We start from the raw sequence: 23,251 nt of genomic DNA, 5'->3' as shown, positions 1-23,251 counted from the left end.
CATATGAGCGAGTTGTAAATTTAAACTGTTATTGTCTCCACTATACTCATAATCTGTTGTGAGACCTGCAACGGTTTGATGATAGTTATAACGGCTACCAGTAAATGAGACTAACGTATCGCCAAAAGGTAAGGAGTAATGTCCTGTGAGATTTTGAGTCCCTTGTGAACTTTTACCGTGTACGTCATTATTCCAAGAGAAGTAAGCCAAATCACTTAACGCAAAAGGATTATCAACGTATAAGGTGGCACTGCCTTGATAGGTACCTGTGGATTTTGAACCTGAATTATCGAGTGATACCGCAACGCGCCAAAATTTCTTCTGATTGCGCCTGATGACAATATCACTTTCTCCTTGATTTTCCGTAGGGACAATTTCCATTTCTGCTTGGACTGTAGGAAGGCGCTGTAAATTCTCTAATCCTTGCTCTATTTCCCGTAAATCTAGCAAGTCACCAGCCCTAGCGGGCATGGCAGTCAATAAAAAAGCATAGGCATTACTGCCCTTGACACCCTCCTCAAAATAAACCTTTCGTACTTTACCTGGAATAATTTTTAAGGTTAACACGCCGGTGGTTAAGTCTTGTTCGGGGGCAACAATACGAGTTGTAACATACCCTCTGTCAATAATGAGATTTTGCAAATTACTGATCAACTGGCTGATGCCTATGCCGCCTAAACATAATCCTTCAGCGGACGCTTTTATTAGATTAATAGGTATAGCTTGAGGAAGAGATTCTCTTTCTTCAATAACGATTTGATTAATCACAAAGCAAGTTTCTTCAACGGGGTAATCTGAAGAAGACGTAACCCCAGAGTTTGCTTCAAAACGAACAGAGGGTAAATCTTGGGCAAGTTGTATTTGCCTTGCTTCTTGTCGTTCCTGTTGTATTTTTTGTTGTTGATTAATAATCGCATTCGAATTAATGTCTAGTGCTTGAGCAGAATGAATGACCCCCATGCAAATAAAAACATTGCAAAATCTAACATAAGAAATTGACACTAAAACATCCACCCTGATGAGAAATAAGAATAAAAAAGCTGACACTTTATATGTATAAGTAATTAATTGAATATTATTGTAAAGTAAAAGGTGGTAATTGTTAATGTTTTTATAAGATTTGAATGTAATTTTACATAAACATACACATCCAAACTTCTTATTCTTTCTTATAGCTATTACCTTTGTGGAAGTTTTGAACTCACATCCAGAAATTAACTACAAAACGACTAAAGCCTTAGATTAGAACGGTAGTCAGTTCAATACTGTTAATTTAATGACACGGCAAAAATAAAAAAGTTAATAACATAACTCATAACTTGCAGGAAAAATATTTTTTTGCTTCCACCCGTACTTGCACGGGTGGAATTAACTCAAATAAGTTGGATTCTAAAAGGAAAAATAAATTGAGTTCTTAAAATCCTGCGAACAAAAGGGAAACGGCAGAATTTAAATAGACTGACTATTGCTTAGCCTATGTGAAGAACAGAAAGGAATGACCCCTTCAAAATTTTGATTTTAAAGGGGGGGAATTGATTGATTGAAGTTGGTGTTTATCAGGAACTAAGGATTACTACACATTAAATTGCAAAATCATCACATCAAAGAAAAAATTGAAGCTCTTAACTCAGTTCAATTTAGCTACTTTTTATTCCACATGACGTTGCTGCCTTTTGGGTAAAGATGCTTCACTGTTTCCTTGTCGTGATTTGTTCATTACACTTAATCGCTCTTTCCAATCTTCCGGGGCCTCACCAAACACCTTAGGCCATCCCTGTATACCTGTACGAAGAAAATCTTCCGTTACTGCGTTTTTTAATATATCTGCGGGCACTTTTTTTATATCCTTAAGATACTCGTAGACAAGTTCAAACAGCTTTTCGAGCCTAATCGCATGTGAACGACCTAAATGTTTATATAGCCAATTGGTTAAATTTGTCATGTTGGCAAAAGGGGTACTTTCTAATAATAAAGGTTCAATATGCTTAAATCGTCCTGAATTTATGACTAGATCCCAATACTTAGCCAAACGTTTCATGTGATTCATTTCTTCAAAATTAACATCATTATTTTCCATTACAGAAAAAGGTGGTTCTGGACTATATTTAAACCCAAAAGGATCAGTATGCCTGATTATAGGGGTGCCTTTTAATCTCTTTAAAATACCTAATTGAATTTCGTGAGGTTTCCATGCATACAGTCTATCCATACCCTCACCAAAAGAGGCTAAATCCTCAGCTGGTAGTCCAGCAATAAGATCCACATGCAAATGCACGTGACTTTTTTCTACCAACCATCGAATGTTCTCTTCAGCTTTTAGCAAATTTGTTCGCCTAGATATATGCTTTTGCGTTGTAAGATTTAATGTTTGAATTCCAATTTCAAACTGTAAACTTCCTTCTGGGAATTGCAAAATCAACTCTTTTAACTCATCTGAAAGATGATCTGGAACTAATTCAAAATGTAAGAATAATTTATCTTCAGGCTGACGAGCAAGCTTATCTAAAAAAAACGTGAGTATCGTTGTGGTAAAATCAGTTTTTAAATTAAATGTCCTATCAACAAACTTATACTGCCTCAGCCCTTTTAAATATAATTTGTCCATAGCTTGCATGAACTTGGGCAAAGGGAAGCTCCATGCTTTTTTATCTAAACTAGAAAGACAAAATTCACAAGTAAAGGGACATCCACGCGACGCTTCAACGTAAACTGTTCTTTGCTTTATATCTTCTTCAGTATATTCATCATATGGAAGTATAATCTCATCTAAAGGAGGTTGGATGCCTACAATAACCTTCTCCATTGGTCTTAAACCACTAAGTAATTGACGACATAGTTCTGGAAAACTGATATCCCCCCATCCTGTAATTAAAAAATCAGCCCTTTGAACAATTGGCTGGTCTTCGTATTCATAAGACACTTCGGGACCACCCAACACAATTTTCATTTCAGGTCTTAATACTTTAAGCGTTTGGACTATTTTAGTGGTTTGTTCAATATTCCAAATATAAACCCCAAAGCCAACGATTTGTGGATTTAGTTTTTCTATATTTTCCACAATTTCATCTACTGATTGCTGAATGGTATATTCTACTATTTCAGTAACATCATAAAGCTCTGCCATATTGGCTTTTAAATAACGGAGTCCTAATGAGGCATGAGAGTATCTTGCATTTAATGTAGTAAGTAAAATTTTCATCATATTTGACTAAAATGCCCCATAAAAGGGGCAAAAAAATTCCTATAAATTATTATTTAAAAAAGATTATTTTAATCTTGAAACCATCTCAATGGCATTACCAAGATAATTCGATGGAGTTAAGCTTTTTAATCTTGTTTTTTCTTCGCTTGGAATATCGAGCGACTCAATAAATTTTTGCATACTTTCTTTATCTACCCTTTTACCGCGAGTCAATTCTTTAAGTTTTTCATAAGGTTTTTCTATATTATAACGTCTCATCACCGTTTGAATCGGTTCTGCAAGCACTTCCCAGTTCTTATCTAACTCCTCAAGCAATCCTGCTTCATTAACTTCCAGTTTATTTAACCCTTTCAAGGTCGCTTGATAAGCGATTAAAGCATAACCTAGGCCAACACCCAAGTTTCTAAGAACAGTAGAGTCAGTTAAATCCCTTTGCCATCTAGATATAGGTAATTTAGCACTTAAATGATTCATAATTGCATTGGCTAAACCAAGATTACCTTCTGAGTTTTCAAAATCAATCGGATTCACTTTATGAGGCATGGTTGAAGAACCTATTTCACCAGCCACCGTTTTTTGTTTAAAATGATTCAAAGCAATATAGCCCCAAATATCTCTGTCTAAATCAATTAAAATTGTATTGAAACGTGCAATACAATCAAAAAGTTCTGCGATATAATCATGGGGTTCAATTTGCGTAGTAAATGGATTATATGTTAATCCTAGATCTTCGATAAATTTCTCACTCGTAGCACGCCAATCTATTTCAGGATAAGCTGATAAGTGAGCATTAAAGTTACCCACTGCGCCATTTATTTTACCTAAGAATTCAATTTGATTAAGCTGAAATAATTGTCTTTGAAAACGATAGGCCACGTTAGCAAACTCTTTACCTAGCGTAGAAGGTGTAGCGGGCTGACCATGAGTTCTTGAAAGCAGCGGAATAGTCGCGTATTGTGATGCCAGAGATTTCATTTTATTAATTATTTCAGTCCAGTAAGGAACCAAAACAGATTCTTTTGCTTCCTTAAGCATTAATCCATGGGATAAATTATTTATATCTTCTGAAGTACAGGCGAAATGGATAAATTCGCTTATTGCATTAAGTTCGCTAATATCAGCTATTTTTTCTTTAAGATAATATTCAACAGCTTTAACATCATGATTAGTCGTTTTTTCAATCAATTTAATCTTTTGTGCTTCTGCCAAATCAAATTTTTCTACAATAGCATCCAAGAAATCATATGATGAAGAACTAAATTTAGGTACTTCTTTGATATCAGGATGCAAAGAGAGCATTTTAAGCCATTTTACTTCAACGATAACCCTATACTTTAAAAGCCCATATTCACTAAATATAGACTTTAATATGGTGGTTTTATCGCCATAACGACCGTCTATCGGTGAAATAGCATTTAATTCTGTTAACTCCATGGTTTTCTCCCTATCAAAAATCAGTTTTTTAAAAATTGTCTTGGCTAAAAGGTCATTTAAGCAACGTTACTTTTGTGTATAGCTTAATAGCTCATTGGCTGTTTGAACTATTTTTTTTCTAAAAAATATTACTTGCCAGCGAGTTCCACCTACCTGTTTCCACAGCACAGAAGCACGAATACCTCCGAGTAAAATAGCCCTTACTTTCGCTTGAACATTTGAGTTTTTTAAAATAGGTTCAGAGCCTGTTACTTGAATTCTTTGTCCTAGTGGGCTGATGACATCAACATAAATCCCTGCAAGGTTGTTATATTGCTGTTCTGGTTCATCCTTGAAAAAAACTGACTGCTGTTGGTATTGATACAATCTTTGTCTTAATTGTTCTTGTGCAGATTTATTGTTCATTAATCGAGTTTCTATAGCACTCATAGAGACCACATAGCGAGTAATTTCTGGATTGATTTTTTGTGTCTGACCACTCAACATGTCACTAATAGTTGTGAGTCCTAATTTTAAATTATCAAGATCATTCCCATAAACACCAAGGGTTGAGTCAGGACTGAAAGAATCTAAGCTTTTGATTAGAATATTAAATGACTTTTCATCATACTCACCCGTATGAGCCAGATTATGAACAATAGTTGCCGCTTGACATAGTCCTGCGAGTGCAATAACAATATCTGAATAATTTTTTGCCACAGCCGATTCCTTAAATAACGTGTTATAAATTTTAAAATACTTCCCTCCTATCAGAAGAGGGATTAGGACCAAATTGCTAAATCAAGGTTTTAGCGGAATACGTGCTTGAATAATTCCACCACCAAGGCACACCTCATCTTGGTAAAATACCGCAGATTGTCCAGGTGTTACTGCAGATACTGGTTCATCAAACATTACAATAAGATGTCCTGATTCATTATAAGATAATGTACAATGAATATCTGGTTGTCTATATCGAGTCTTTACAGTACAGTTAAAGGGGCTGTTTTTTGTTATTCTAGATTCGATGTCATTAACCCAATGCAGTTGCTCGGCAATTAATCCTTGTGACATCAGCCTTGGGTGAGTTGCTCCTTGAGCAACAATTAGTTCATTATCAACTAGATTTTTATCTACAACATACCAAGGATTATCATCAGCATCTTTGATACCACCAATTTTAAGCCCTTTCCTTTGCCCCAGCGTGTGATACATCAACCCTAAATGCTCACCTAAAACATCACCATCTACACTGCGTATCACACCAGGTTGGGCAGGTAAATAGCGTGCTAAAAACTCATTGAATTTTCGTTCACCTATGAAGCATATCCCTGTAGAGTCTTTTTTCTTAGCTGTAGAAAGCTCTAATTCGTTTGCAATTTGTCTTACTAATGGTTTTTCAAGTTCCCCTACCGGGAATAATGACTTAGCAACTTGTTCATGCGACAATGTATACAAGAAATAACTCTGATCTTTATTATTATCTAGACCACGTAACATAAACGTTGTAAAACCCTCATCCTTATTTATTGCGTGGTCTAACGTCAGTTTTCTTACATAGTGACCTGTAGCAATATAATCAGCGCCTAAATCCTCCGCGGCATAATTTAAAAAGGCTTTAAATTTTATCTCTTTATTGCATAAAATATCGGGGTTTGGAGTTCTCCCCACTTTGTATTCAGTCAAAAAATGTTCAAAAACATTATCCCAGTATTCTGCAGCGAAATTGATGGCGTGTAACTTAATACCCAATTTATCACTTACTGCTTGCGCATCAGCTAAATCAACTGCAGCTGTACAATACTCTGTACCATCATCTTCCTCCCAATTTTTCATAAAAAGCCCTTCTACTTGGTATCCTTGTATCAAAAGAAGATAAGCTGCAACAGAAGAATCTACACCGCCTGACATACCGATAATCACTTTTTTCTTTTGATTAACAGCAAATTCCTCATCTGAGGGAACTAAATTTGAAGCTGAAGGAACAATTGAAACGTTGCTAATTAAAGCGTTGCTTAAACATTGCATAATGATAAAGTTTTATCCTTTATTAACCTTGATTATAAAAAAATCACCTACTTTATGATATTTGTTTTATTTTCACGCATCTTTTACGTGAAAAAACTCATCAATTAGGATAACATAATATAGATTAAAATAAATTACATTATTAACGATTTCACCTTAATACTCTGCACAGTACCCACTGATTTTTTGCTAAGCATTAAAAATAGGATAAATCAATACCAAATAAATACACTTTCTTAAGAATTCAATAATGCCTACACATCTGAATGTTAAACCCCACTCCTTTTTAAACGGACTTTTGAGTAAGGCGGGTATAAAAGACGGTTTGGTTCAAGACCACCAAAAATTATCTGAGTTTGCTTTTTTAGGAAAAATAGATGAACTGGATATTATTTTTATTTGTCACCCAAAGTTTGACGCCGCAATAAGTCTTCAGGGAGCGCAACTATTAAACTGGCAATTAAGAGACGGACCGGAAACTTTCTGGTTAAGTCCTTTGACTCCCTTTAAAAGAAATCAACCTATCAGAGGGGGGGTACCTATCTGCTGGCCATGGTTCGGTAAAAGTGCTTTTCCTGCACATGGCTTTGCTAGAACTTCCCTGTGGCAGCTTGACTCTTTGTCAGACGATAGTGAAAAAGTAAATCTATCGATAACGCTTAACTCTACAGATGAGTCTCGCTCTATATGGCCCTATGAGTTTTCACTTTGCTTACAACTCTACTTATCAGATACCTGTGAATTTATTCTCGAAAGCAGAGGGAATTTTAAGTTCACATGTGCATTGCACTCTTACTTTCATATCTCTCATGTGAATAACGCCCACGTTTTAGGTCTGGGCTCAGAATTTATCAACAGTCTCAATAATCAAGTGCTTGAAAAAGAAACGTCTTCATCGGTAACATTTAAAGACCATATTGATAGAATTTACACACAGAGTAACAAAAAATTAGAACTCATTGATGAGATGTTAAGCCGTAAAATTTTAATTGAAAATAGTCATGGAATGCTATTAGAAAAGCAGAACTCATGTGACTCTGTTATTTGGAACCCAGGTATTAAACTCAGCCATTCAATGCAAGATATGCCTGATGATGGATACTTGTCAATGGGGTGCATTGAATCCGCTGTTGTCAGTCAAGCTGTTCAACTTACTTCAAGCTCAGTTCATCAATTAAAACTGAATGTCACCCCATTTCCACTATAATGAATAAATAAATCAAGGTACTTTTACCCATGTCTATTAGTCTACATTTTTTAAATTTTGATAAAAACACCAGAAACCCTATATTAAAACAATGTTTCAAATATATTATTTTGGCTTTTATTTGCAGTGTGTTAATGCAAATAGATGACGCAATACAACAACTTTTTACTGAATCGAATGGGGCAAAATTTGAATTTAAATTCGCCCTTTCCTTGTTTGGATTTCATCTTTTACTTTGGCTTGGAGGAAATCGTAGCCTAGCCATTATTATTCTCGTATTTTTTGGTTTACTTCAATTTAGCCAACTTTTACATATTTCTTATGTTGGCAGACCAATTGATCCGACTACCATCTCAAGTATATTTAGTGAATCTAAGGACATTAGTCAATCTGTAACTTATACTTGGCGTAATCACCTGCACCTTATTTTGGCAGTAATCTTACCCTATGGGCTTAATATTTACTTGTATTGGAAACTTTTACCCAAAAAAATCAATAACTGGGTAAGCTCTGTTTGTTTTTTAGGCATATTTTTAATCCTAGCATCAAAACCGTATCGTGCAACCTATCGCGATTTAAATATGTTTTTACCTGGCCCTACTAGACCTAGCCTTTATAACACGCTTGATACTTACTCTTTTTTTCTTATTAAGGGTTTTCCCTCGATCGAAGAAGTCATGCCAAAGGCAGAAATCCCCCCCCCGTCACTAAGCAAAGTAAACTCGAATGCTAATACGGTATGGCTAGTTATAGTCGATTCACTCAGATACGATCATCTGCAAGCTTTTGGCTACGAAAGAGAAAATACTCCCCTCATTAACGAATGGTTCAATAAGGGTTTAACAAAGCACAAAGGCGTGGCAGCAGCCGTTGCGACAGCCGCTAGTGTTCCTCTAATCATGAATGCCATTCATGATCCTGGCAACATCAACCAAATTAAATCAGCTGAAACTAACTTATTTAAGCTTGCAAAATCTGCCGGTTATGAAACCACCTGGATATCTTCTCAAAGTTCACGCGTATTAAACGACTTAGGTGTTCCTTATATTGATAAACTCATCAGTGAAGAAGATGCCCCTCTTTTATTTGAAAAAGAAAAAGATGAAGGGATTTTCAAATTTCTTAAAGATTTCGATTCTTCTAAAAAACAATTTGTCGTTATATTACTTCGAGGTGCACACTCTCCCTATGAAGAGAATTATGAGCATAGAAAAGAGTTTAGGCGCTGGGAAGATGAGGACGCTCTAAAACGTGAAATTAGAGATGTGAATAGTTATGATAATTCTGTTCTGTACATAGATTCAATTTTAGATAGACTTTTGACGAAAATTCAAGCTTTGCCTGGAGAGAACCATGTTGTGATAACATCAGATCATGGTCAACTTCTTGGGGAAGAAAATTTATGGGGACACAACATTCTGCGCAGGGAAATTGCTAAAGTTCCTATTTTTAGTGCAAGTTGGAATGAACCAGAGGGACAAGACTTTCAAACCTATTTTCAAGGTAAAGCTTGGGTATCACATTTTGAAATGTCTAAATGGGTTGCTGAAAAATTAGGTACATCCATAACATACCCACAATACAATCCAGAAAAAGCCTATTTTCAAGGAAAAAATCTTTATGGATTTAATCAATTTATTGAGGTAAAGTTAGATAACAAAGAAAAACTCCAGCTTAGTGAACCTGTGATTACCCCAGATTACGTTCCTACTGTAAACCATAACTAATTAAAGACGTCGAGGTCATGATGGCTAACGCATTTCGCTCACTAAAAAATACAAATTATCGCTGGTGGGCGATAGGCGCTATGGTCTCAAACATCGGCACTTGGATGCAAAGGACTGGGCAAGATTGGCTTGTCATCAAAGAGCTGACGGATAATAATCCTTCGGCCTTAGGTATAGTTCTCGCTTGTCAGTTCGGTCCTCAATTATTATTGCTTCCTGTCGTGAGTTATGTCGCGGAAAGATACCCTAGCCGGCAAATTTTAATTTTTACTCAAATCATAATGTGCATACTTGCTTTATTACTGGGTTTATTGACTTTGACTGGTTTGGTAACATTATGGCATGTATACGGATTTGCCCTAGCTCTCGGATGTACTACTGCATTTGACGCAACAGCAAGGCAAACTTTCGTATCAGAACTTGTCACAGGGAAGGATTTGTCTAACGCTGTAGCCCTAAATGCAACCTCATTTAATTTAGCTCGATTGATAGGCCCAGGGATAGCAGGAATTTTAATCGCTGTCATTGGTTCTGGTTGGATTTTTATTCTCAATGCATGTAGCTTCGTTTTTATGCTAATCGCGCTTTTCTCGTTAAACAAAGAAAAACTTATCCCTAAGAGTAAATCTACCATAAATGTGAGACAAATCTTAGACGGCATTCAATATATTTACCAAAATAGCTATCTTAAAAGCCTTTTTATTATGCTTTTTTTAGTCAGTGCACTTGGACTTAATTTTACACTCTATATTTCAACCATCACGGTAAAAGTGCTCAATTTGGATGTTGAACATTATGGTGCATTAATATCTACACTGGCGGTAGGCTCAGTTACCGGATCTTTGATTTCAGCTAAACAATCTATTCCCACTTTGCACTACATCTGTTTCGGTGCATTGTTATTTTCAATTAGCTTACTACTAGGTAGCTTTGCTTTTAATTATTGGTATTTCAGTATTATGCTTATTTTATGTGGCATCTCAGTGCAAATTTTCATGACCACAACTAATGCAATGGTACAATTAAAAGTTCCTTCAGAGTTTAGAGGCCGAGTAATGGCATTTTACCTTGCGGTATCGATGGGAAGTACTGTAATAGGTGCGCCTATCATAGGTTTTATTGCTGAGCACTTCAGTGGGCCATGGGCCATGCGCACAGGCGCTCTTGCTGTTTTGTGCTGTTCTGTGATTGGAATTTATAATTTACTCAAGAAAAACCATCTAAATGCGTAATCTTACGCCTTTGTTTTTTTCATTCGTCCATTCTAATTTTTAGGTATTTTATGCAAATGACAGAACCAGTAAGCCAAAGTGGTCTCAGCCCCAAAAAATGGTTACCAATATGCTATTTCACTTTTTTTTCAACTTGGGGGATATTAATTCCCTATTGGGGGAAGTGGCTTGAAGGACTTGGGTACAACGAACAGCAAATTGGACATATGATTGCCATTAGTTTAATCGCTAGAAGTCTTGGTACGATTGTCGTTCCATTAGTCCTAAAACAATCTAGCCAACTCATCCCAGGCCTTCGTTTGCTTAGCATCTTTTGCTGTGTTCTGATTGCATTATTTTTTATTCCCATGAATTGGGCCTTGATCTTATTAATAATGATAGCCTATAACTTTGTGATGAGCCCATGCATTCCTTTAAGTGATTCTTTAGCTGCGGCATGGCAAAAACAGTCTCCTTTTGAGTACGGAAAAGTACGTTTATGGGGCTCTATTGGTTTTGTATTTGCCACCACAATTGTAGGGACCTTTATGGACTTATTTGATTATAGGGTAATTATTGTCTGCTTATTTATCACACACTTAACCTTCCTTGTTTCAACCTTCATTAAGGCAAGTATCAATTTTCAACCTCAGCATAATAAATCAAGCGAAACTCACTATGTCAAAGATACTGAAGATAAAACCTCTTTAGATGAAGAACACGAAGAAACTAAACATACATTCAAAGAAATCAAAGTTCTGATATTGACGCCGATGGTACTTCTGATCATGCTGTCAATCATGCTCATCCAAGGATCTCATGCCGCATATTATAGTTTCGCTGCTATCTATTGGGGAAAACTGGGTTATAGCGATACATTAATTGGCATTTTTATCTCTTTTTCAGTTTTAGTTGAAGTGTTATTTTTTGCCTTTGGCCACCGCTTAGTCTACAAATGGAAACTACGTAGCCTTTTTCTCTGCTGTGGATTATTCACTGTGGCTAGATGGCTTTTTATGGCTAATTTTTCTTCTGCACCTCTTATCTTTATAATGCAATCATTTCATGCAATCACTTATGTCATGGGGCATATGGCGATGATGCGTTTTATTAGTCAATTTAGCAACCAGCAGATTATTTACCTCCAAGCTGCTTATGCAACTATGGCTTCAGGAATTGGCTTAGCCATTTTTTCATCTATTTCTGGTACCCTTTTAAAATCAATGGGTGCTGATACGTTTTATGTAATGGCTTTTGTAGCCTTTATAAGCTTAATTCTAATCCCTAGACAATTGCAATTTAGCAAACAACAAACAATTTAAAATGAGCAGCTAATAGTTTTAATTTTAATTTAATTTTAATGTTTATAATCACGGCGCTAATATTTTTGGAGTCAATGGCCAAATATGCCTTTCAATGAGCTCCCTCATCAGCGATAGGCATATTATCTACAACATATAAATCAAGCTTCTGCCTTTTAAATTAGAGCCTATATGGGTTATTATAAATTTGTTAATATTTAATGTTTACCTTAGTCGTTTCAAATACACATAAATTTTGACTATGATTCTGGTAAAAGTAAGATTAATCTTAATGCAGGAAAAGCCTCAATTTTACAGGATATTTGTCGATATGATGCTAACTTTCCGTCCTCTTGTCTAAATGATTTGATGACTCCATCTCTATGTAATACTTCTTGCTGTTCCCATAACGTTTTAAAATGTAAACTATTTTTTAATAAAAACTCAATATGATAATTAACAGAAGCGATATGTTTAAAGGGTGCACTGTCATTTCTAAATTCTGCAACTGATCTTCTTGCTCTATATTCCCAATCAGGTAAATTATCTCTTGAAGAGTCATTGATAAAAATAAAATTTAATAAATTTTTATTTGAAGTAAAAAAATCAGCATTATCAAGCCAACCTTTGAATAAAATTGCAATTTGTTGATTCCAACAAATCATGTCCCATTTAGGATCAATAACATAGGCAGGGGAACTAAAAGAGTAGACAAGCATAGATAAAATCTTATAAATTTCATTTTTTTCAATTTCACTGCTAATTTCAAGGAAATCATCAGGCTTCGACTTAGTTTCTGAGGGACTATATGCATCGATATATAGCTCAAGAAAATAATCAGATTGTGTTTTATTTAGTTTTAGTTGACTTATAATTCTTTGTATCAGTTTCAAGGAGGGAGGACTTGCTCTCCCTTGCTCCAGTAATGTTATCCACGTTGTGCTTACATCACACAATTGAGCTAATTCCTCACGCCTTAAACCAGGAGTTCTTCGCACAGATATAGTTTTAAAACCATACATATCCGCAGAGGCAGATTCTCTCAGTTTCCTTAAAAAATTACCCAGTGCATTTTTACTATTTTCATTTGATAAGGTCATAATTAATTCAGCCTAGTAGTTTTTATACCAGTATATATTCTTGTCTTGTTAAGTATTATCAATATCACTAAACTTATACACATGCAATTATAAATTAGAACACGATTCTTAAGCTCTGTATATCAGAAAAATGGATATTATCACTTTAAAGTATGAATTTAATCAAAATTCTAATAAGCATTTATTAAGATATACCAGCCATACAGTCGTGAAAATAGTAATGAAAAATTTAGATTCTATTTTTAGATATTAAAAAGTGAGGAACATGAAAATTCGTTCACCGACTTATAGTAAGTGCCATAGAGCAAGATATCGTCTGTTAATAAATCATTTTAAGTAATTGTGAGTAAACTTTCGTATACATTAAATGCATTATTCAATACTCTTGACTTATGGTGAACTGCCTTAAATTGATATTAATGAATGATACATGCCAACATTGAGGAAAAAATATTATAAAATCAGGTTGAAAATACATATTCACTTTCAAATTAATAGTAAAAGAACATTATTATTAATTATTTATTTTTTACAAAAAATCCATTAGGCTCTTTTAATGTAAAAATTTGGAATTATCGTATGTCGATAAATATAAGCCCGTAACCCATAACTTAATATAAGGAAGACCCCATGTTTAATAAAAGTACTTTGTCACTTCTTTCATTAATTATTTGCTCACATGCATTTGCATCATCTTTAGAACCCTACTCTAAAATTGAAATAAATAATAAAAATACTTTATATACAATTAATGATGCAAACATTGATTTAGCAGCTTCTCTATTTCAAAATGTTCCTCAATCAATTACTGACTCTTTATTAAAAGCTCATTCTGGTGACTCTGAACCGAGTTTTAGAACCCCTATCAATACATTTTTAATCGCCAAAGATGGTCAAAATTACTTAATCGATGCGGGTGGTGGAGAATGTCTCGGGCAAGATGGTAATAAAACCCGAAAAGTTTTAGAACAATTAAATATTGCACCTAATAAAATAAATGGTGTTTTATTGACCCATGCTCATACAGATCATATATGTGGATTGGCTACTTATAATAAGGAAAAGGACAAATGGGAACCTTCTTACCCTAATGCGACATTATTCATCAATGAATTGGAATATCAGCATTGGGTTGTTCAAGAAAATGATAAGCAAGTGAAAGCGATTCTAAACGCCTATTCAAACTTAGGGACGGATAAAATTGTCAAATTTAAAGCAGGGGACAAACTAGTAGACACTTTTGAAGTTTTCGACGCTAAAGGACATACAGTTGGCCATAGTGCATTCTTATGGCAGCCTGAAGATCAAGAAGCGTGGATATTCTTTGGTGATATTATACACAATACAGACAACCAGTTTGCAAATCCTGAAATAACTATTTCGTTTGACTCTAACCCTACCGACGCAATCAAGAGTCGAAATTATTTTTTAGAGCAAGCATTCATAAATAAATGGAATATTGCAGGGGCACATATCAACTCACCAGGGATAGGAAAAGTAGATTTTTCGGATAAAACCTACAAATGGCTACCTCATAAATAATTATTTTCATCACAGGGTATTGCTAAATTAATTAACCATTCAGCAATACCCTTAAAATTCAACATCGATGTAAGCTCTAATTTTTTTATCAAATGGCTCATATAACTAACATAGCCTTATAAATCGATTTGTTATTTTCTTGCCCATAAGTTTTCATAGAAAAAAGCCACCAAATTATTTTTTTGCGTTGTTCCCTCTTGCGAGCCCTTTTTTGCTATTTTGTTTGTCCTGTTAAGCCGTGAATAGGTGTAAACAATTAACATCGCATCACTAGTCAAAATTTGTTATCATTGTCATATATTATATGATTCACAGCAACAATGTCTTTTAAAACCACTTAAATTAAGAGTAAATTATGAACATTTCAATTAAATCTCCAGACGAACTAGAAAAAATGCGAGTTGCAGGTAAACTTGCAGCAGAAGTACTGGAAATGATAGCACCTCATGTCATCGCCGGAGTCAGCACTGGTGAATTAGATAGATTATGCCATGAGCATATCACTATCAAACAACAAGCAATTTCTGCATGCCTCAATTATGGTCCTTCTGACAACCCCTTTCCAAAATCTGTGTGCATTTCCATCAATGAAGTGGTATGCCATGGTATACCGACTGAAAGCCGCATACTTAAAAATGGAGACATCGTAAATATTGATGTTACTGTAATTAAGGATGGTTATTTTGGGGATACGTCCAAAATGTTTATTGTAGGCGATGGAAGCATTCTTGCAAATCGTTTGTGTAAAGTCACTCAGGAAAGCTTATATAGAGCAATAGAAATCATTAAACCGGGTATTAGATTAAATCAAATCGGCGCAACGATTCAACCTATTGCTGAAGCACAAGGTTTTTCCGTGGTAAGAGACTTTTGTGGTCATGGAATTGGTAATGTTTTTCATGAATCACCTCAAGTACTTCATTACAAGGCGGATGATGGCGGAGTGATTTTAAAACCTGGGATGACTTTTACCATCGAACCTATGTTAAATGCAGGAGATCACCGAGTTAGAATCATGAAAGATGGATGGACAGTTAAAACTAAAGATCGTTCTTTATCAGCTCAATATGAACATACACTGGCTGTAACAGAAACTGGATGTGAAGTATTCACATTAAGATCTGAAGAAGACTTTCCTACAATAATTACCCATTAATAGCGCATTTTTTGATTTAATATACTCGTTATTAAGCTATGAAAATCTTTCGGATTTTTATCACTTAAAATGTATATTAGGAATCTAAATAATTCGCTAAAATAAATCCCCTTTTAAAAAAGGGGGGAGTGTTACAGCTATAAAAACTATCCTGATATTGTCAAGCATTAGTTAAAATGTCCCATTTTATTTAACAAAGCCTTTAACCATAATTTTTTCTGATGAGCTTATGCTAAGTCAAAATAAAATTTTAACATCCCCTAGTAAGCTAGGCAATAAATTGAACTGATGTAATAAAAGGGATCTTTCAGTATTATCTAGTAACCACTATTTTTGAATAATATTGAACAACAGCTAAACCACAGCTCACTTATTTTGAATGGATAAAAGCAAACCAGATACCGGTACTAGTCAAGATACTTGCAAGTTGTAGTATCTGGTGCTTAATTTTTCGTATCTTAAGCGCAAGTATTTAAGAACTACTTTCTAAAAAGCTAATCACCAATCACATCAAATTGAGCTAAAACTATTTGATTATTTAATTTTATAGATCTTCACTTGACCTGAAATAAAATGTAGTTATTTTGTGCTCTTTAGGTAAACTATTGTAATATTCAATCCAAATATTCAAATGTGATACTGACAATATGACTAGTATAGCTGCACCGAGTAAAATAACAATTCTTGCAATATCAATAACTATAAATTGCTTTAAGATAAAGCATAACCAAACGACAGCCAGATATAACAAAAATACTGAAACAAGAACTCGTTTCGTTGTCAATTGATATACTTGCATATATAAGAACATCTTACTAAAAGCTATAATAATAAGCAAAATGGTTATGACTGAAATAATGACATAACATGATTTGAATATGACATTCCACACTTTAGACTCTAGTTTTTCCATAAAAAAGGCATTAGATAATATTAATGACACATTGATTATTGTCAAACAACAAAGTTCATAAAAGCCTTTTCTGGCATAAGTAGAATAGATAAAATCGTCCGGCAATTTCCCAATAAATGAATCAAAAAGGTAAGCGACTTGTAAAAAAATAAATATAGTATAAAGCAAAAAAAGCACCATAAATATAATAAATATTGTCAGGGGCGATAAACGTTTAAATTTTCCAAAGTTGTAACCGCTCAACTCCATATTCATTTGGTGAATTTTTTTCCCCGAAGAAATATTAATTAAAAATAAAGCCATAAATAAAGCAAATGTTGTACTAAGCATAATCTTGAAACTAAATGAAACCAAATTAAAAAAATTCACATCCGCAAATAAGACCAATAACTTAGTTTCTATGAAGTACTCAATGATATAGGTAGCATCAGCATTGGATAACATAGGTAATATCATCAAAGCCATAAATAATGAAATTAAAAGTCCTATCATTATTGCTTTGGAGCTTTTTGGTAACTTACTAAAGTTCGTGAAGCTTAATAAATAAGCGTATAAGGCAGTTATAATTTCAATTTTAATGAATGCTTGCAAAAAATGGTTGTAAACATCTAATAAAAAAAATGAACTTGTTTTTTTAAATAACAATGTTTTGAAATGACAACCTGGAAGATAAAATAAAATAAAAAAATAGAGTAAAAACACAAAGAAAATCAACTCATTTGTTGTATTTGAAAATGTACTTAACCCAATAATTATTAGATTGATTTGCCAAAAATAGCTTTCAAGTGACGGTTTAATCCCCTGCTTCAACCCTATAAAATTAAGCAGACAAAGATAAATTAAAATTGAAATAGTCATAGGCCAGCCTAAAAAAGACTTGTAGCTATCAGCCCAAAAACAAGTTATAATTAAGCAAAAGAGCATCGAAGATAATAAAATTATTTTACTGAGTAAATTCAGTTCATACCGTTCCTTTCGTATGACTTCCACACTCTCTTTTTGTGTAATTAATTCCTTTGATTCTATTGTTTGTGTTGTCATATATCCCCCAAAGATAATGATTTTTAAACGCAACAAGGTACACCAATAAATTTAATTTATTAGCTAGTTAATTAAGTAATTGCTTCAATCCCATTTTACAGAATTGATTATAAAATTTTTTTAGCTAGCTGTGATCTAGCCAATCAACTGATATTAATTCATCATTTATTCTTCCTTTTTAAATTCCAATATATCACCTGGTTGACAATCCAGTGCTTCACATATGGCTTCTAACGTTGTAAAGCGTATGGCTTTTGCCTTACCTGTTTTTAGAATAGATAAATTTGCTGGTGTTAAATCTATTTTAGTTGCTAGTTCATTCGATGAAATTTTGCGTCTTGCCATCATGACATCTAAATTTAATATAATCGGCATAGTTAAATCCTTTTAGCTTCAGATTGTGTAATCATTTTCTTCTTTAATAGTAATTGCAGCGGCCAATATATTTTTGATTACCCGAATAATTAAACCGATAAAAATGGCCATGAAGGAGACTGGCAACCACAATATCCAATAAAAGGTAGAAATTAATCCAATGAGCCCACCCAAAAAACAAATCCATGAAATCACCCTTAAATAATGGATATTATCCCCAATAAAGACCTGATTATTAAGTATATTTTTCAACAGCTTTAATAAAAAATACATCAACAATAAACCGAGTATTCCTCCGGAATAAAGCGTCATTAAGATAAAAGAGAAAATAACATGGACATCAGAACTTATTTTTTCAGCTAGTAATGATTCCGAAAAGGGAGCCGAGGAGAAAATAAATAAAATAGCGATCGATGTAAATTTAATAACCCATTGAGTTAGTTTAATTGAATGTTTTTGAGTCCAAAATGAATGTGTTGCCATATAATGATCCTTCTGTTATTTAGTTAGTAATATAATACGTAAAATTTATCATTTAAACAATACATTTTTATTGTTTTTCGATAATTAATTATTGTTTTACCTCTCCCCTTTAACTAAAAGATCCTAAATAATTTTTTACTCTTATACTTTATTGATATTCTTTCCAATTAACGTAATAACTAAATAAGTAATCTGTAGTATTATCAGAGCCTGATCACATTATAAATATCTAAATAGGTTATTATGGAGTGGCTACTTTTATTTTCTATTTAACTTGTTCTTTTTTTTGATTTTTTAAGGATTAAAATGATTACCCTAAGTGAATTTGTATATGCTAAGCAACATCAATTTGCCTATGCAACAGGCGAACTTTCTGCGTTACTCTCTTCAATTGCAACTGCTGCTAGGTTTATTAATCGTGAAATATCAAAGGCAGGTTTGAGTGATATTTTAGGATTCAATGAAAGCTCTAATATACAAGGTGAAGCGCAAACTAAATTAGATGTGTTAGCCAATGAGCGTTTTAAAAAAGCATTAATATCACGTGGTGAAGTGGCAGGAATTGCCTCCGAAGAAGACGATGATCTGGTCATATTTGAAGGTGGTAGATCGCAAACATCAAAATATGTTGTGTTGATAGATCCACTTGACGGTTCATCAAACATAGATGTTAACGTTCCAGTAGGCACTATTTTTTCAATTTACCGCAGAGTAACACCTATTGGTCAAAATATTGCCATTGATGATTTTTTACAACCTGGCAATAAACAAGTCGCTGCGGGTTATGTTCTTTATGGAAGCTCTACTCTATTAGTTTATACCACAGGCCAGGGAGTTCATGGTTTTACTTATGAGCCCTCTTTAGGTATGTTTTGTCTTTCCAATGAAAACATGAGTTTTCCAGAATTTGGTAATACCTATTCTATTAATGAAGGCAATTATCTTAAATTCCCCGATGGCGTTAAAAAATATATGAAATATTGCCAAGAAATTGATAAGGAAACCCATCGTCCTTATAACTCAAGGTATATAGGCTCTTTAGTGGCTGATTTCCACAGAAATATTCTTAAAGGCGGAATTTTCATGTACCCTAACACAGCCTCCTACCCTGATGGGAAATTACGTTTACTTTATGAATGTAATCCGGTGGCTTTTATTGCGGAGCAAGCGGGAGCAAAGGCAACTGATGGCTTTCAGCGTATTTTAGATATTCAACCAACAAGTCTTCATGAGCGTTCTCCTTTTTTTGTAGGGACCCCTTCTATGGTCGATCAATTAATGCATTTTTTAACCTCGTAACTCACCCTCACTTTGCTTAGTTATTTAATAGTTTAATTCAAATGACAGTAAAACCTAAAAGCACACTAGAAATAATGTGCTTTTAGGTTTCATTTTTTCAATTTTTCTTTTAAATTAATGCAAAAATAATTTTGATGTAATGCACTTTTTTTACTTAGTTATCCCCTACCAAATATTTATCCTTTTTTGTCTTGCTTCTGATCATTAGATTCTGATTACTATTCAGATTTTTTATTATATCAATACACTAAAAGTACTTTTTTTTATGTTTTAAAGTAATAAGGTACACCTTTTAATATATCGCCACCTTCAAAAAAACAACCTATTGATAATAAACAACATAGTAAATTCAGCTTAATATTAATGATAATTATTCGCATTTGATATTGATTATTATTTGCAACTAGTGTTAAAATTAAAACTCATGAATTAATCTATAAAAGGAGGCGTTATGACGCAGCACTCAGCAAAAGATGAAACAATAAATAAAACATCGCTAGGCACACAGCAGGATGCTAAACAAACTAAAATTATCGATAGTGATAGTTTATTTGAATCAAATAAAATTGTTTATATACAACATCAAAATGGCCTATACCAGTTGAGGGAAACCAAAGCGGGTAAGTTAATTTTGACTAAATAAATTAACAGTTCAACTTATCATACTTTAGCCACCTAATCTTTTGCTAGGCAGCCAGAAGTTTATTTTGCAATTGAATCTGATAGCAATGACTCCTGGAGCTTTATATGCCAATTCGCGTTTTATATCGTAATTATACACATTCACATTTTAAATCCCGCATTAAACCACTCTACTTTTTGATATCGCTAGGGTTAATTTCGATGCCTTTTTATAGTTTTTCGCAAAGTCCCACTACGGCAGAGGATGAGAGCATTCTGAATGAAAATAATGAAAATTCTCAAGAACAAGCCCCGCAAAATGAGACTATTTCTATCATAGCTACAGGAAATGCTAGAGATACATTTAGCTTACCTATGCAAGTAAATGTAATAGAAAATAGCGGTTCGACTCGCCATGCAACTACCGCAAGCCAACTTTTGAGAAACGATGCTAGTGTTCAAATCACTGGAACACAACGTACAAATGGCCAAAATATAACGCTCAGAGGATATGATAAACGCGGCGTACTTCTTTTGGTTGATGGTATAAGTCAAGGGACTGATACAGGTCATATTGATGGTACTTTTATCGATAGTAGTCTCATCAAGCAAGTGGAGATAGTTAAAGGCTCAAGCGGACTACTTTATGGAAGTGGCGCTTTAGGTGGTGTGATCGCTTATCAAACCGTGGATGCATCTTCACTTTTAAGAGAAGGTGAATCTTTTGGAGGAACTCATTTTATTCAAGGCGCTACAGGCGATAATAGTGTAGGAAGCGGAATTACACTCTACGGTAAAACAGATGAATTTGATGCCTTATTTTCTGGGGTTTTAAGGGAACGCGGTAATTTAAAACAAGCCGATTTTACCTCACCTAACGACGAAGTTATTGGTAATATTATGACTAAAGCTAACTGGTACTTAGCTGAAGGACAAAAATTAACAGGACAAATACGATATTATCAAAATGAGTCTGAGCAACCTAAAAATCCACAGCAAAATGAAACAGGTACAGGACCAGCCGCAACACCAGAGTCCTTAAAAAATAGTCTCGTGGATAGAAAAACTAGTCAAACTGACTATAGTCTCAGTTATTCATTGAAACCTACATCTCAAGATTGGCTAGATTTAACTTTATCAACCTATTACCAAAAAGTAACTATAGATCAGGATGTTTTGGAAAATTCTACAAGAGAAGAAAGAAAACAAACCAAACAAGGTATAAAACTTGAAAATAAGACTTCGTTAAAACAATTACCATTAGCCGCTCACACCCTTACTTATGGTACAGAATTTTATCGAGAAGAACAAACCCCAAATGAAACGGTCCAAAATGTTTTCCCTAAAGCTAAAATTGATTTTAGCTCAGGCTGGCTTCAAGATGAAGTGACACTAAAAGATTTACCGGTTACGCTGATTGGCGGTGCTCGTTTTGATGAATACCATGCCAAAAATCCAATTTACCCAGAAGTTAAGTCCAATAATTGGTCCTCAAAAGCTGGGATTTCATTAACTCCTGTTGATTGGTTTATGGTATATGGTTCCTACTCTGAAGCTTTTAGAGCGCCCTCTTTAAGTGAATTATATAACGACTCAAAACACTTTAGCATAGGCCCCTTTTATACGAACAATTGGGTTCCAAATCCAAATTTAAGACCTGAAACAAATAGCACCTTTGAATATGGCTTTGGTCTTCGATTTGATGATTTACTGTTGACCGATGATGAGATGAGCTTTAAAGCAAGCTATTTTGATACCAAGGCTGATGATTACATTTCAAGTGTCGTGAATATGAATTTCTCTAGGCCTCCTGCAGGTTTTCCACCAGGATTACCTTTTGGTAAAGGCACGACGACTTCACAGAATATCTCTAGAGCTTCTATATGGGGTTATGAAGCACAATTTAATTATCAAACGCATTTATTTGATTCACAAATAAGTTATAGCCGAGTCAAAGGGCGCGATGATACAACCCAAAATTGGATTGAATCACTCTCCCCAGATACGCTAAGCAGCAGTATTGATATCCCAGTTAAAGATACTGGATTTAGCGTGTCATGGACGGGTCAATTTGTAGATAAATCAACAAGAGTAAATGATGAAACTAAGCCTCAGGCTGGATATGGACTCAATCATTTCTACATTAACTATGAAAATAATGACATTTTGCCTAATCTATTTTTGAGTGTTGGACTTGATAACGCATTTAATAAAGCCTATTACTCACCTCAAGGGATCCCTGGTAATAACAGAAGCGCGCAATTTAAAGCCAGCTATAGTTTCTAATTTTTCATCATAATTCACACGGATGTGAAAAGCTATCAAAGGATTTTTTAAATGAAAAATTTAACTAGACAAGCATTTTAATTGCTTTGATTTGTAAGGATTTAGCCTTTTGTACTGAATTATATAACAAGGAAAGTACTAAGATTAATCTCAATAAAAAAGTTGAAGCGATTTATGGCGACCGGGATTTAAGAAAAAATCGAGAAAAATGATAATAAAGATACGACTTAATATCTAAATTTGAGGGCTGTTCGTTTCCTATTTATCACATGAAAAAACAAGATTTGTGAAGTTCGAACAACAGTATATACATAAAGGCAGTTCATCGACTCATTTACTTATTCTG

General features: G+C 34.2%; 18 protein-coding genes. 9 read left to right on the top strand and 9 right to left on the bottom strand.

The window, feature by feature from the left end:
- The 5 genes from ACFFIT_RS07050 to mnmA form a co-directional block, all read right to left on the bottom strand.
- Positions 1 to 1,002: ShlB/FhaC/HecB family hemolysin secretion/activation protein (locus tag ACFFIT_RS07050; protein ID WP_385876950.1), on the bottom strand; the 1,002-nt coding region annotated here is incomplete at its 3' end.
- A 646-nt stretch (positions 1,003 to 1,648) separates the two neighbouring features.
- Positions 1,649 to 3,202 carry a B12-binding domain-containing radical SAM protein gene (locus ACFFIT_RS07045; protein ID WP_385876949.1) on the bottom strand — a complete coding sequence of 518 codons (1,554 nt, stop codon included), beginning with the start codon at positions 3,200 to 3,202 and terminating at the stop codon, positions 1,649 to 1,651.
- 63 nt (positions 3,203 to 3,265) lie between these two features.
- A complete protein-coding gene (purB, locus tag ACFFIT_RS07040) occupies positions 3,266 to 4,636 on the bottom strand; it encodes an adenylosuccinate lyase (protein ID WP_385876947.1) in 1,371 nt (456 codons plus the stop codon).
- Between the two features lie 66 nt (positions 4,637 to 4,702).
- Entirely contained in the window at positions 4,703 to 5,335 is a 633-nt protein-coding gene (gene hflD, locus ACFFIT_RS07035) for a high frequency lysogenization protein HflD (protein WP_385876945.1), read from the bottom strand.
- 81 nt (positions 5,336 to 5,416) lie between these two features.
- A complete protein-coding gene (gene mnmA, locus ACFFIT_RS07030) occupies positions 5,417 to 6,643 on the bottom strand; it encodes a tRNA 2-thiouridine(34) synthase MnmA (RefSeq protein WP_385876944.1) in 1,227 nt (408 codons plus the stop codon).
- A 250-nt stretch (positions 6,644 to 6,893) separates the two neighbouring features.
- Here mnmA and ACFFIT_RS07025 point away from each other — a divergent pair, with 250 nt between their 5' ends.
- From ACFFIT_RS07025 to ACFFIT_RS07010, 4 genes are read left to right on the top strand one after another with little or no spacing between them, the layout of a single operon-like run.
- Positions 6,894 to 7,850 carry a D-hexose-6-phosphate mutarotase gene (locus ACFFIT_RS07025; protein WP_385876943.1) on the top strand — a complete coding sequence of 319 codons (957 nt, stop codon included), beginning with the start codon at positions 6,894 to 6,896 and terminating at the stop codon, positions 7,848 to 7,850.
- A 29-nt stretch (positions 7,851 to 7,879) separates the two neighbouring features.
- A complete protein-coding gene (locus ACFFIT_RS07020) occupies positions 7,880 to 9,577 on the top strand; it encodes a sulfatase-like hydrolase/transferase (RefSeq protein ID WP_385876942.1) in 1,698 nt (565 codons plus the stop codon).
- Positions 9,578 to 9,597: 20 nt separating this feature from the next.
- On the top strand, positions 9,598 to 10,809 hold the full coding sequence (locus ACFFIT_RS07015) for an MFS transporter (protein WP_385876941.1): 1,212 nt from the start codon (positions 9,598 to 9,600) through the stop codon (positions 10,807 to 10,809).
- A 50-nt stretch (positions 10,810 to 10,859) separates the two neighbouring features.
- The gene (locus ACFFIT_RS07010) at positions 10,860 to 12,110 is read left to right on the top strand and encodes a 3-phenylpropionate MFS transporter (RefSeq protein WP_385876940.1); all 1,251 of its coding nucleotides are present in this window, start codon (positions 10,860 to 10,862) and stop codon (positions 12,108 to 12,110) included.
- 239 nt (positions 12,111 to 12,349) lie between these two features.
- On the opposite strand, the gene ACFFIT_RS07005 is transcribed toward ACFFIT_RS07010, so the two are convergent.
- Complete coding sequence (locus ACFFIT_RS07005) at positions 12,350 to 13,189, bottom strand: MmyB family transcriptional regulator (RefSeq protein WP_385876939.1); 840 nt, start codon at positions 13,187 to 13,189, stop codon at positions 12,350 to 12,352.
- Between the two features lie 630 nt (positions 13,190 to 13,819).
- Here ACFFIT_RS07005 and ACFFIT_RS07000 point away from each other — a divergent pair.
- Both ACFFIT_RS07000 and map read left to right on the top strand, forming a co-directional pair.
- Positions 13,820 to 14,731 carry an MBL fold metallo-hydrolase gene (locus ACFFIT_RS07000; protein ID WP_385876938.1) on the top strand — a complete coding sequence of 304 codons (912 nt, stop codon included), beginning with the start codon at positions 13,820 to 13,822 and terminating at the stop codon, positions 14,729 to 14,731.
- A 355-nt stretch (positions 14,732 to 15,086) separates the two neighbouring features.
- Positions 15,087 to 15,887, top strand: a complete 801-nt coding sequence (map, locus tag ACFFIT_RS06995) for a type I methionyl aminopeptidase (protein ID WP_385876937.1) — start codon at positions 15,087 to 15,089, stop codon at positions 15,885 to 15,887.
- A 544-nt stretch (positions 15,888 to 16,431) separates the two neighbouring features.
- Here map and ACFFIT_RS06990 read toward each other — a convergent pair.
- The 3 genes from ACFFIT_RS06990 to ACFFIT_RS06980 form a co-directional block, all read right to left on the bottom strand.
- On the bottom strand, positions 16,432 to 17,841 hold the full coding sequence (locus ACFFIT_RS06990; protein WP_385876936.1) for a DUF4153 domain-containing protein: 1,410 nt from the start codon (positions 17,839 to 17,841) through the stop codon (positions 16,432 to 16,434).
- A gap of 165 nt (positions 17,842 to 18,006) precedes the next feature.
- Positions 18,007 to 18,216 carry a helix-turn-helix domain-containing protein gene (locus tag ACFFIT_RS06985; RefSeq protein ID WP_385876935.1) on the bottom strand — a complete coding sequence of 70 codons (210 nt, stop codon included), beginning with the start codon at positions 18,214 to 18,216 and terminating at the stop codon, positions 18,007 to 18,009.
- 18 nt (positions 18,217 to 18,234) lie between these two features.
- Positions 18,235 to 18,699 (bottom strand): DUF2975 domain-containing protein, encoded by a 465-nt coding sequence (locus ACFFIT_RS06980; protein ID WP_385876934.1) that lies wholly within the window; start codon positions 18,697 to 18,699, stop codon positions 18,235 to 18,237.
- 306 nt (positions 18,700 to 19,005) lie between these two features.
- Here ACFFIT_RS06980 and fbp point away from each other — a divergent pair, with 306 nt between their 5' ends.
- The 3 genes from fbp to ACFFIT_RS06965 all read left to right on the top strand — a co-directional run bounded on the left by fbp (position 19,006) and on the right by ACFFIT_RS06965 (position 22,905).
- Positions 19,006 to 19,998 (top strand): class 1 fructose-bisphosphatase, encoded by a 993-nt coding sequence (gene fbp / locus ACFFIT_RS06975; RefSeq protein ID WP_385876933.1) that lies wholly within the window; start codon positions 19,006 to 19,008, stop codon positions 19,996 to 19,998.
- Between the two features lie 451 nt (positions 19,999 to 20,449).
- Positions 20,450 to 20,641 carry a hemin uptake protein HemP gene (gene hemP / locus ACFFIT_RS06970; RefSeq protein WP_385876932.1) on the top strand — a complete coding sequence of 64 codons (192 nt, stop codon included), beginning with the start codon at positions 20,450 to 20,452 and terminating at the stop codon, positions 20,639 to 20,641.
- 200 nt (positions 20,642 to 20,841) lie between these two features.
- The gene (locus ACFFIT_RS06965) at positions 20,842 to 22,905 is read left to right on the top strand and encodes a TonB-dependent hemoglobin/transferrin/lactoferrin family receptor (protein ID WP_385876931.1); all 2,064 of its coding nucleotides are present in this window, start codon (positions 20,842 to 20,844) and stop codon (positions 22,903 to 22,905) included.
- The last annotated feature ends 346 nt before the right edge of the window (positions 22,906 to 23,251 follow it).

It is taken from the genome of Thorsellia kenyensis (assembly GCF_042432445.1).
In the GTDB taxonomy this organism is placed as follows: Bacteria; Pseudomonadota; Gammaproteobacteria; order Enterobacterales; family Thorselliaceae; genus Thorsellia; species Thorsellia kenyensis.
Note: the sequence above shows the minus strand (reverse complement) of the source record. Positions and strands in the feature narration are given on the sequence as shown.

Bases quoted from the DNA above. Each gene is read 5' to 3' on its own strand.
- ACFFIT_RS07045 (WP_385876949.1), bottom strand. From the start codon at position 3,202: ATGATGAAAATTTTACTTACTACATTAAATGCAAGATACTCTCATGCC.
- purB (WP_385876947.1), bottom strand. From the start codon at position 4,636: ATGGAGTTAACAGAATTAAATGCTATTTCACCGATAGACGGTCGTTAT.
- mnmA (WP_385876944.1), bottom strand. From the start codon at position 6,643: ATGCAATGTTTAAGCAACGCTTTAATTAGCAACGTTTCAATTGTTCCT.
- ACFFIT_RS07025 (WP_385876943.1), top strand. From the start codon at position 6,894: ATGCCTACACATCTGAATGTTAAACCCCACTCCTTTTTAAACGGACTT.
- ACFFIT_RS07020 (WP_385876942.1), top strand. From the start codon at position 7,880: ATGTCTATTAGTCTACATTTTTTAAATTTTGATAAAAACACCAGAAAC.
- ACFFIT_RS07015 (WP_385876941.1), top strand. From the start codon at position 9,598: ATGGCTAACGCATTTCGCTCACTAAAAAATACAAATTATCGCTGGTGG.
- ACFFIT_RS07010 (WP_385876940.1), top strand. From the start codon at position 10,860: ATGCAAATGACAGAACCAGTAAGCCAAAGTGGTCTCAGCCCCAAAAAA.
- ACFFIT_RS07005 (WP_385876939.1), bottom strand. From the start codon at position 13,189: ATGACCTTATCAAATGAAAATAGTAAAAATGCACTGGGTAATTTTTTA.
- ACFFIT_RS07000 (WP_385876938.1), top strand. From the start codon at position 13,820: ATGTTTAATAAAAGTACTTTGTCACTTCTTTCATTAATTATTTGCTCA.
- map (WP_385876937.1), top strand. From the start codon at position 15,087: ATGAACATTTCAATTAAATCTCCAGACGAACTAGAAAAAATGCGAGTT.
- ACFFIT_RS06990 (WP_385876936.1), bottom strand. From the start codon at position 17,841: ATGACAACACAAACAATAGAATCAAAGGAATTAATTACACAAAAAGAG.
- ACFFIT_RS06985 (WP_385876935.1), bottom strand. From the start codon at position 18,216: ATGCCGATTATATTAAATTTAGATGTCATGATGGCAAGACGCAAAATT.
- ACFFIT_RS06980 (WP_385876934.1), bottom strand. From the start codon at position 18,699: ATGGCAACACATTCATTTTGGACTCAAAAACATTCAATTAAACTAACT.
- fbp (WP_385876933.1), top strand. From the start codon at position 19,006: ATGATTACCCTAAGTGAATTTGTATATGCTAAGCAACATCAATTTGCC.
- hemP (WP_385876932.1), top strand. From the start codon at position 20,450: ATGACGCAGCACTCAGCAAAAGATGAAACAATAAATAAAACATCGCTA.
- ACFFIT_RS06965 (WP_385876931.1), top strand. From the start codon at position 20,842: ATGCCTTTTTATAGTTTTTCGCAAAGTCCCACTACGGCAGAGGATGAG.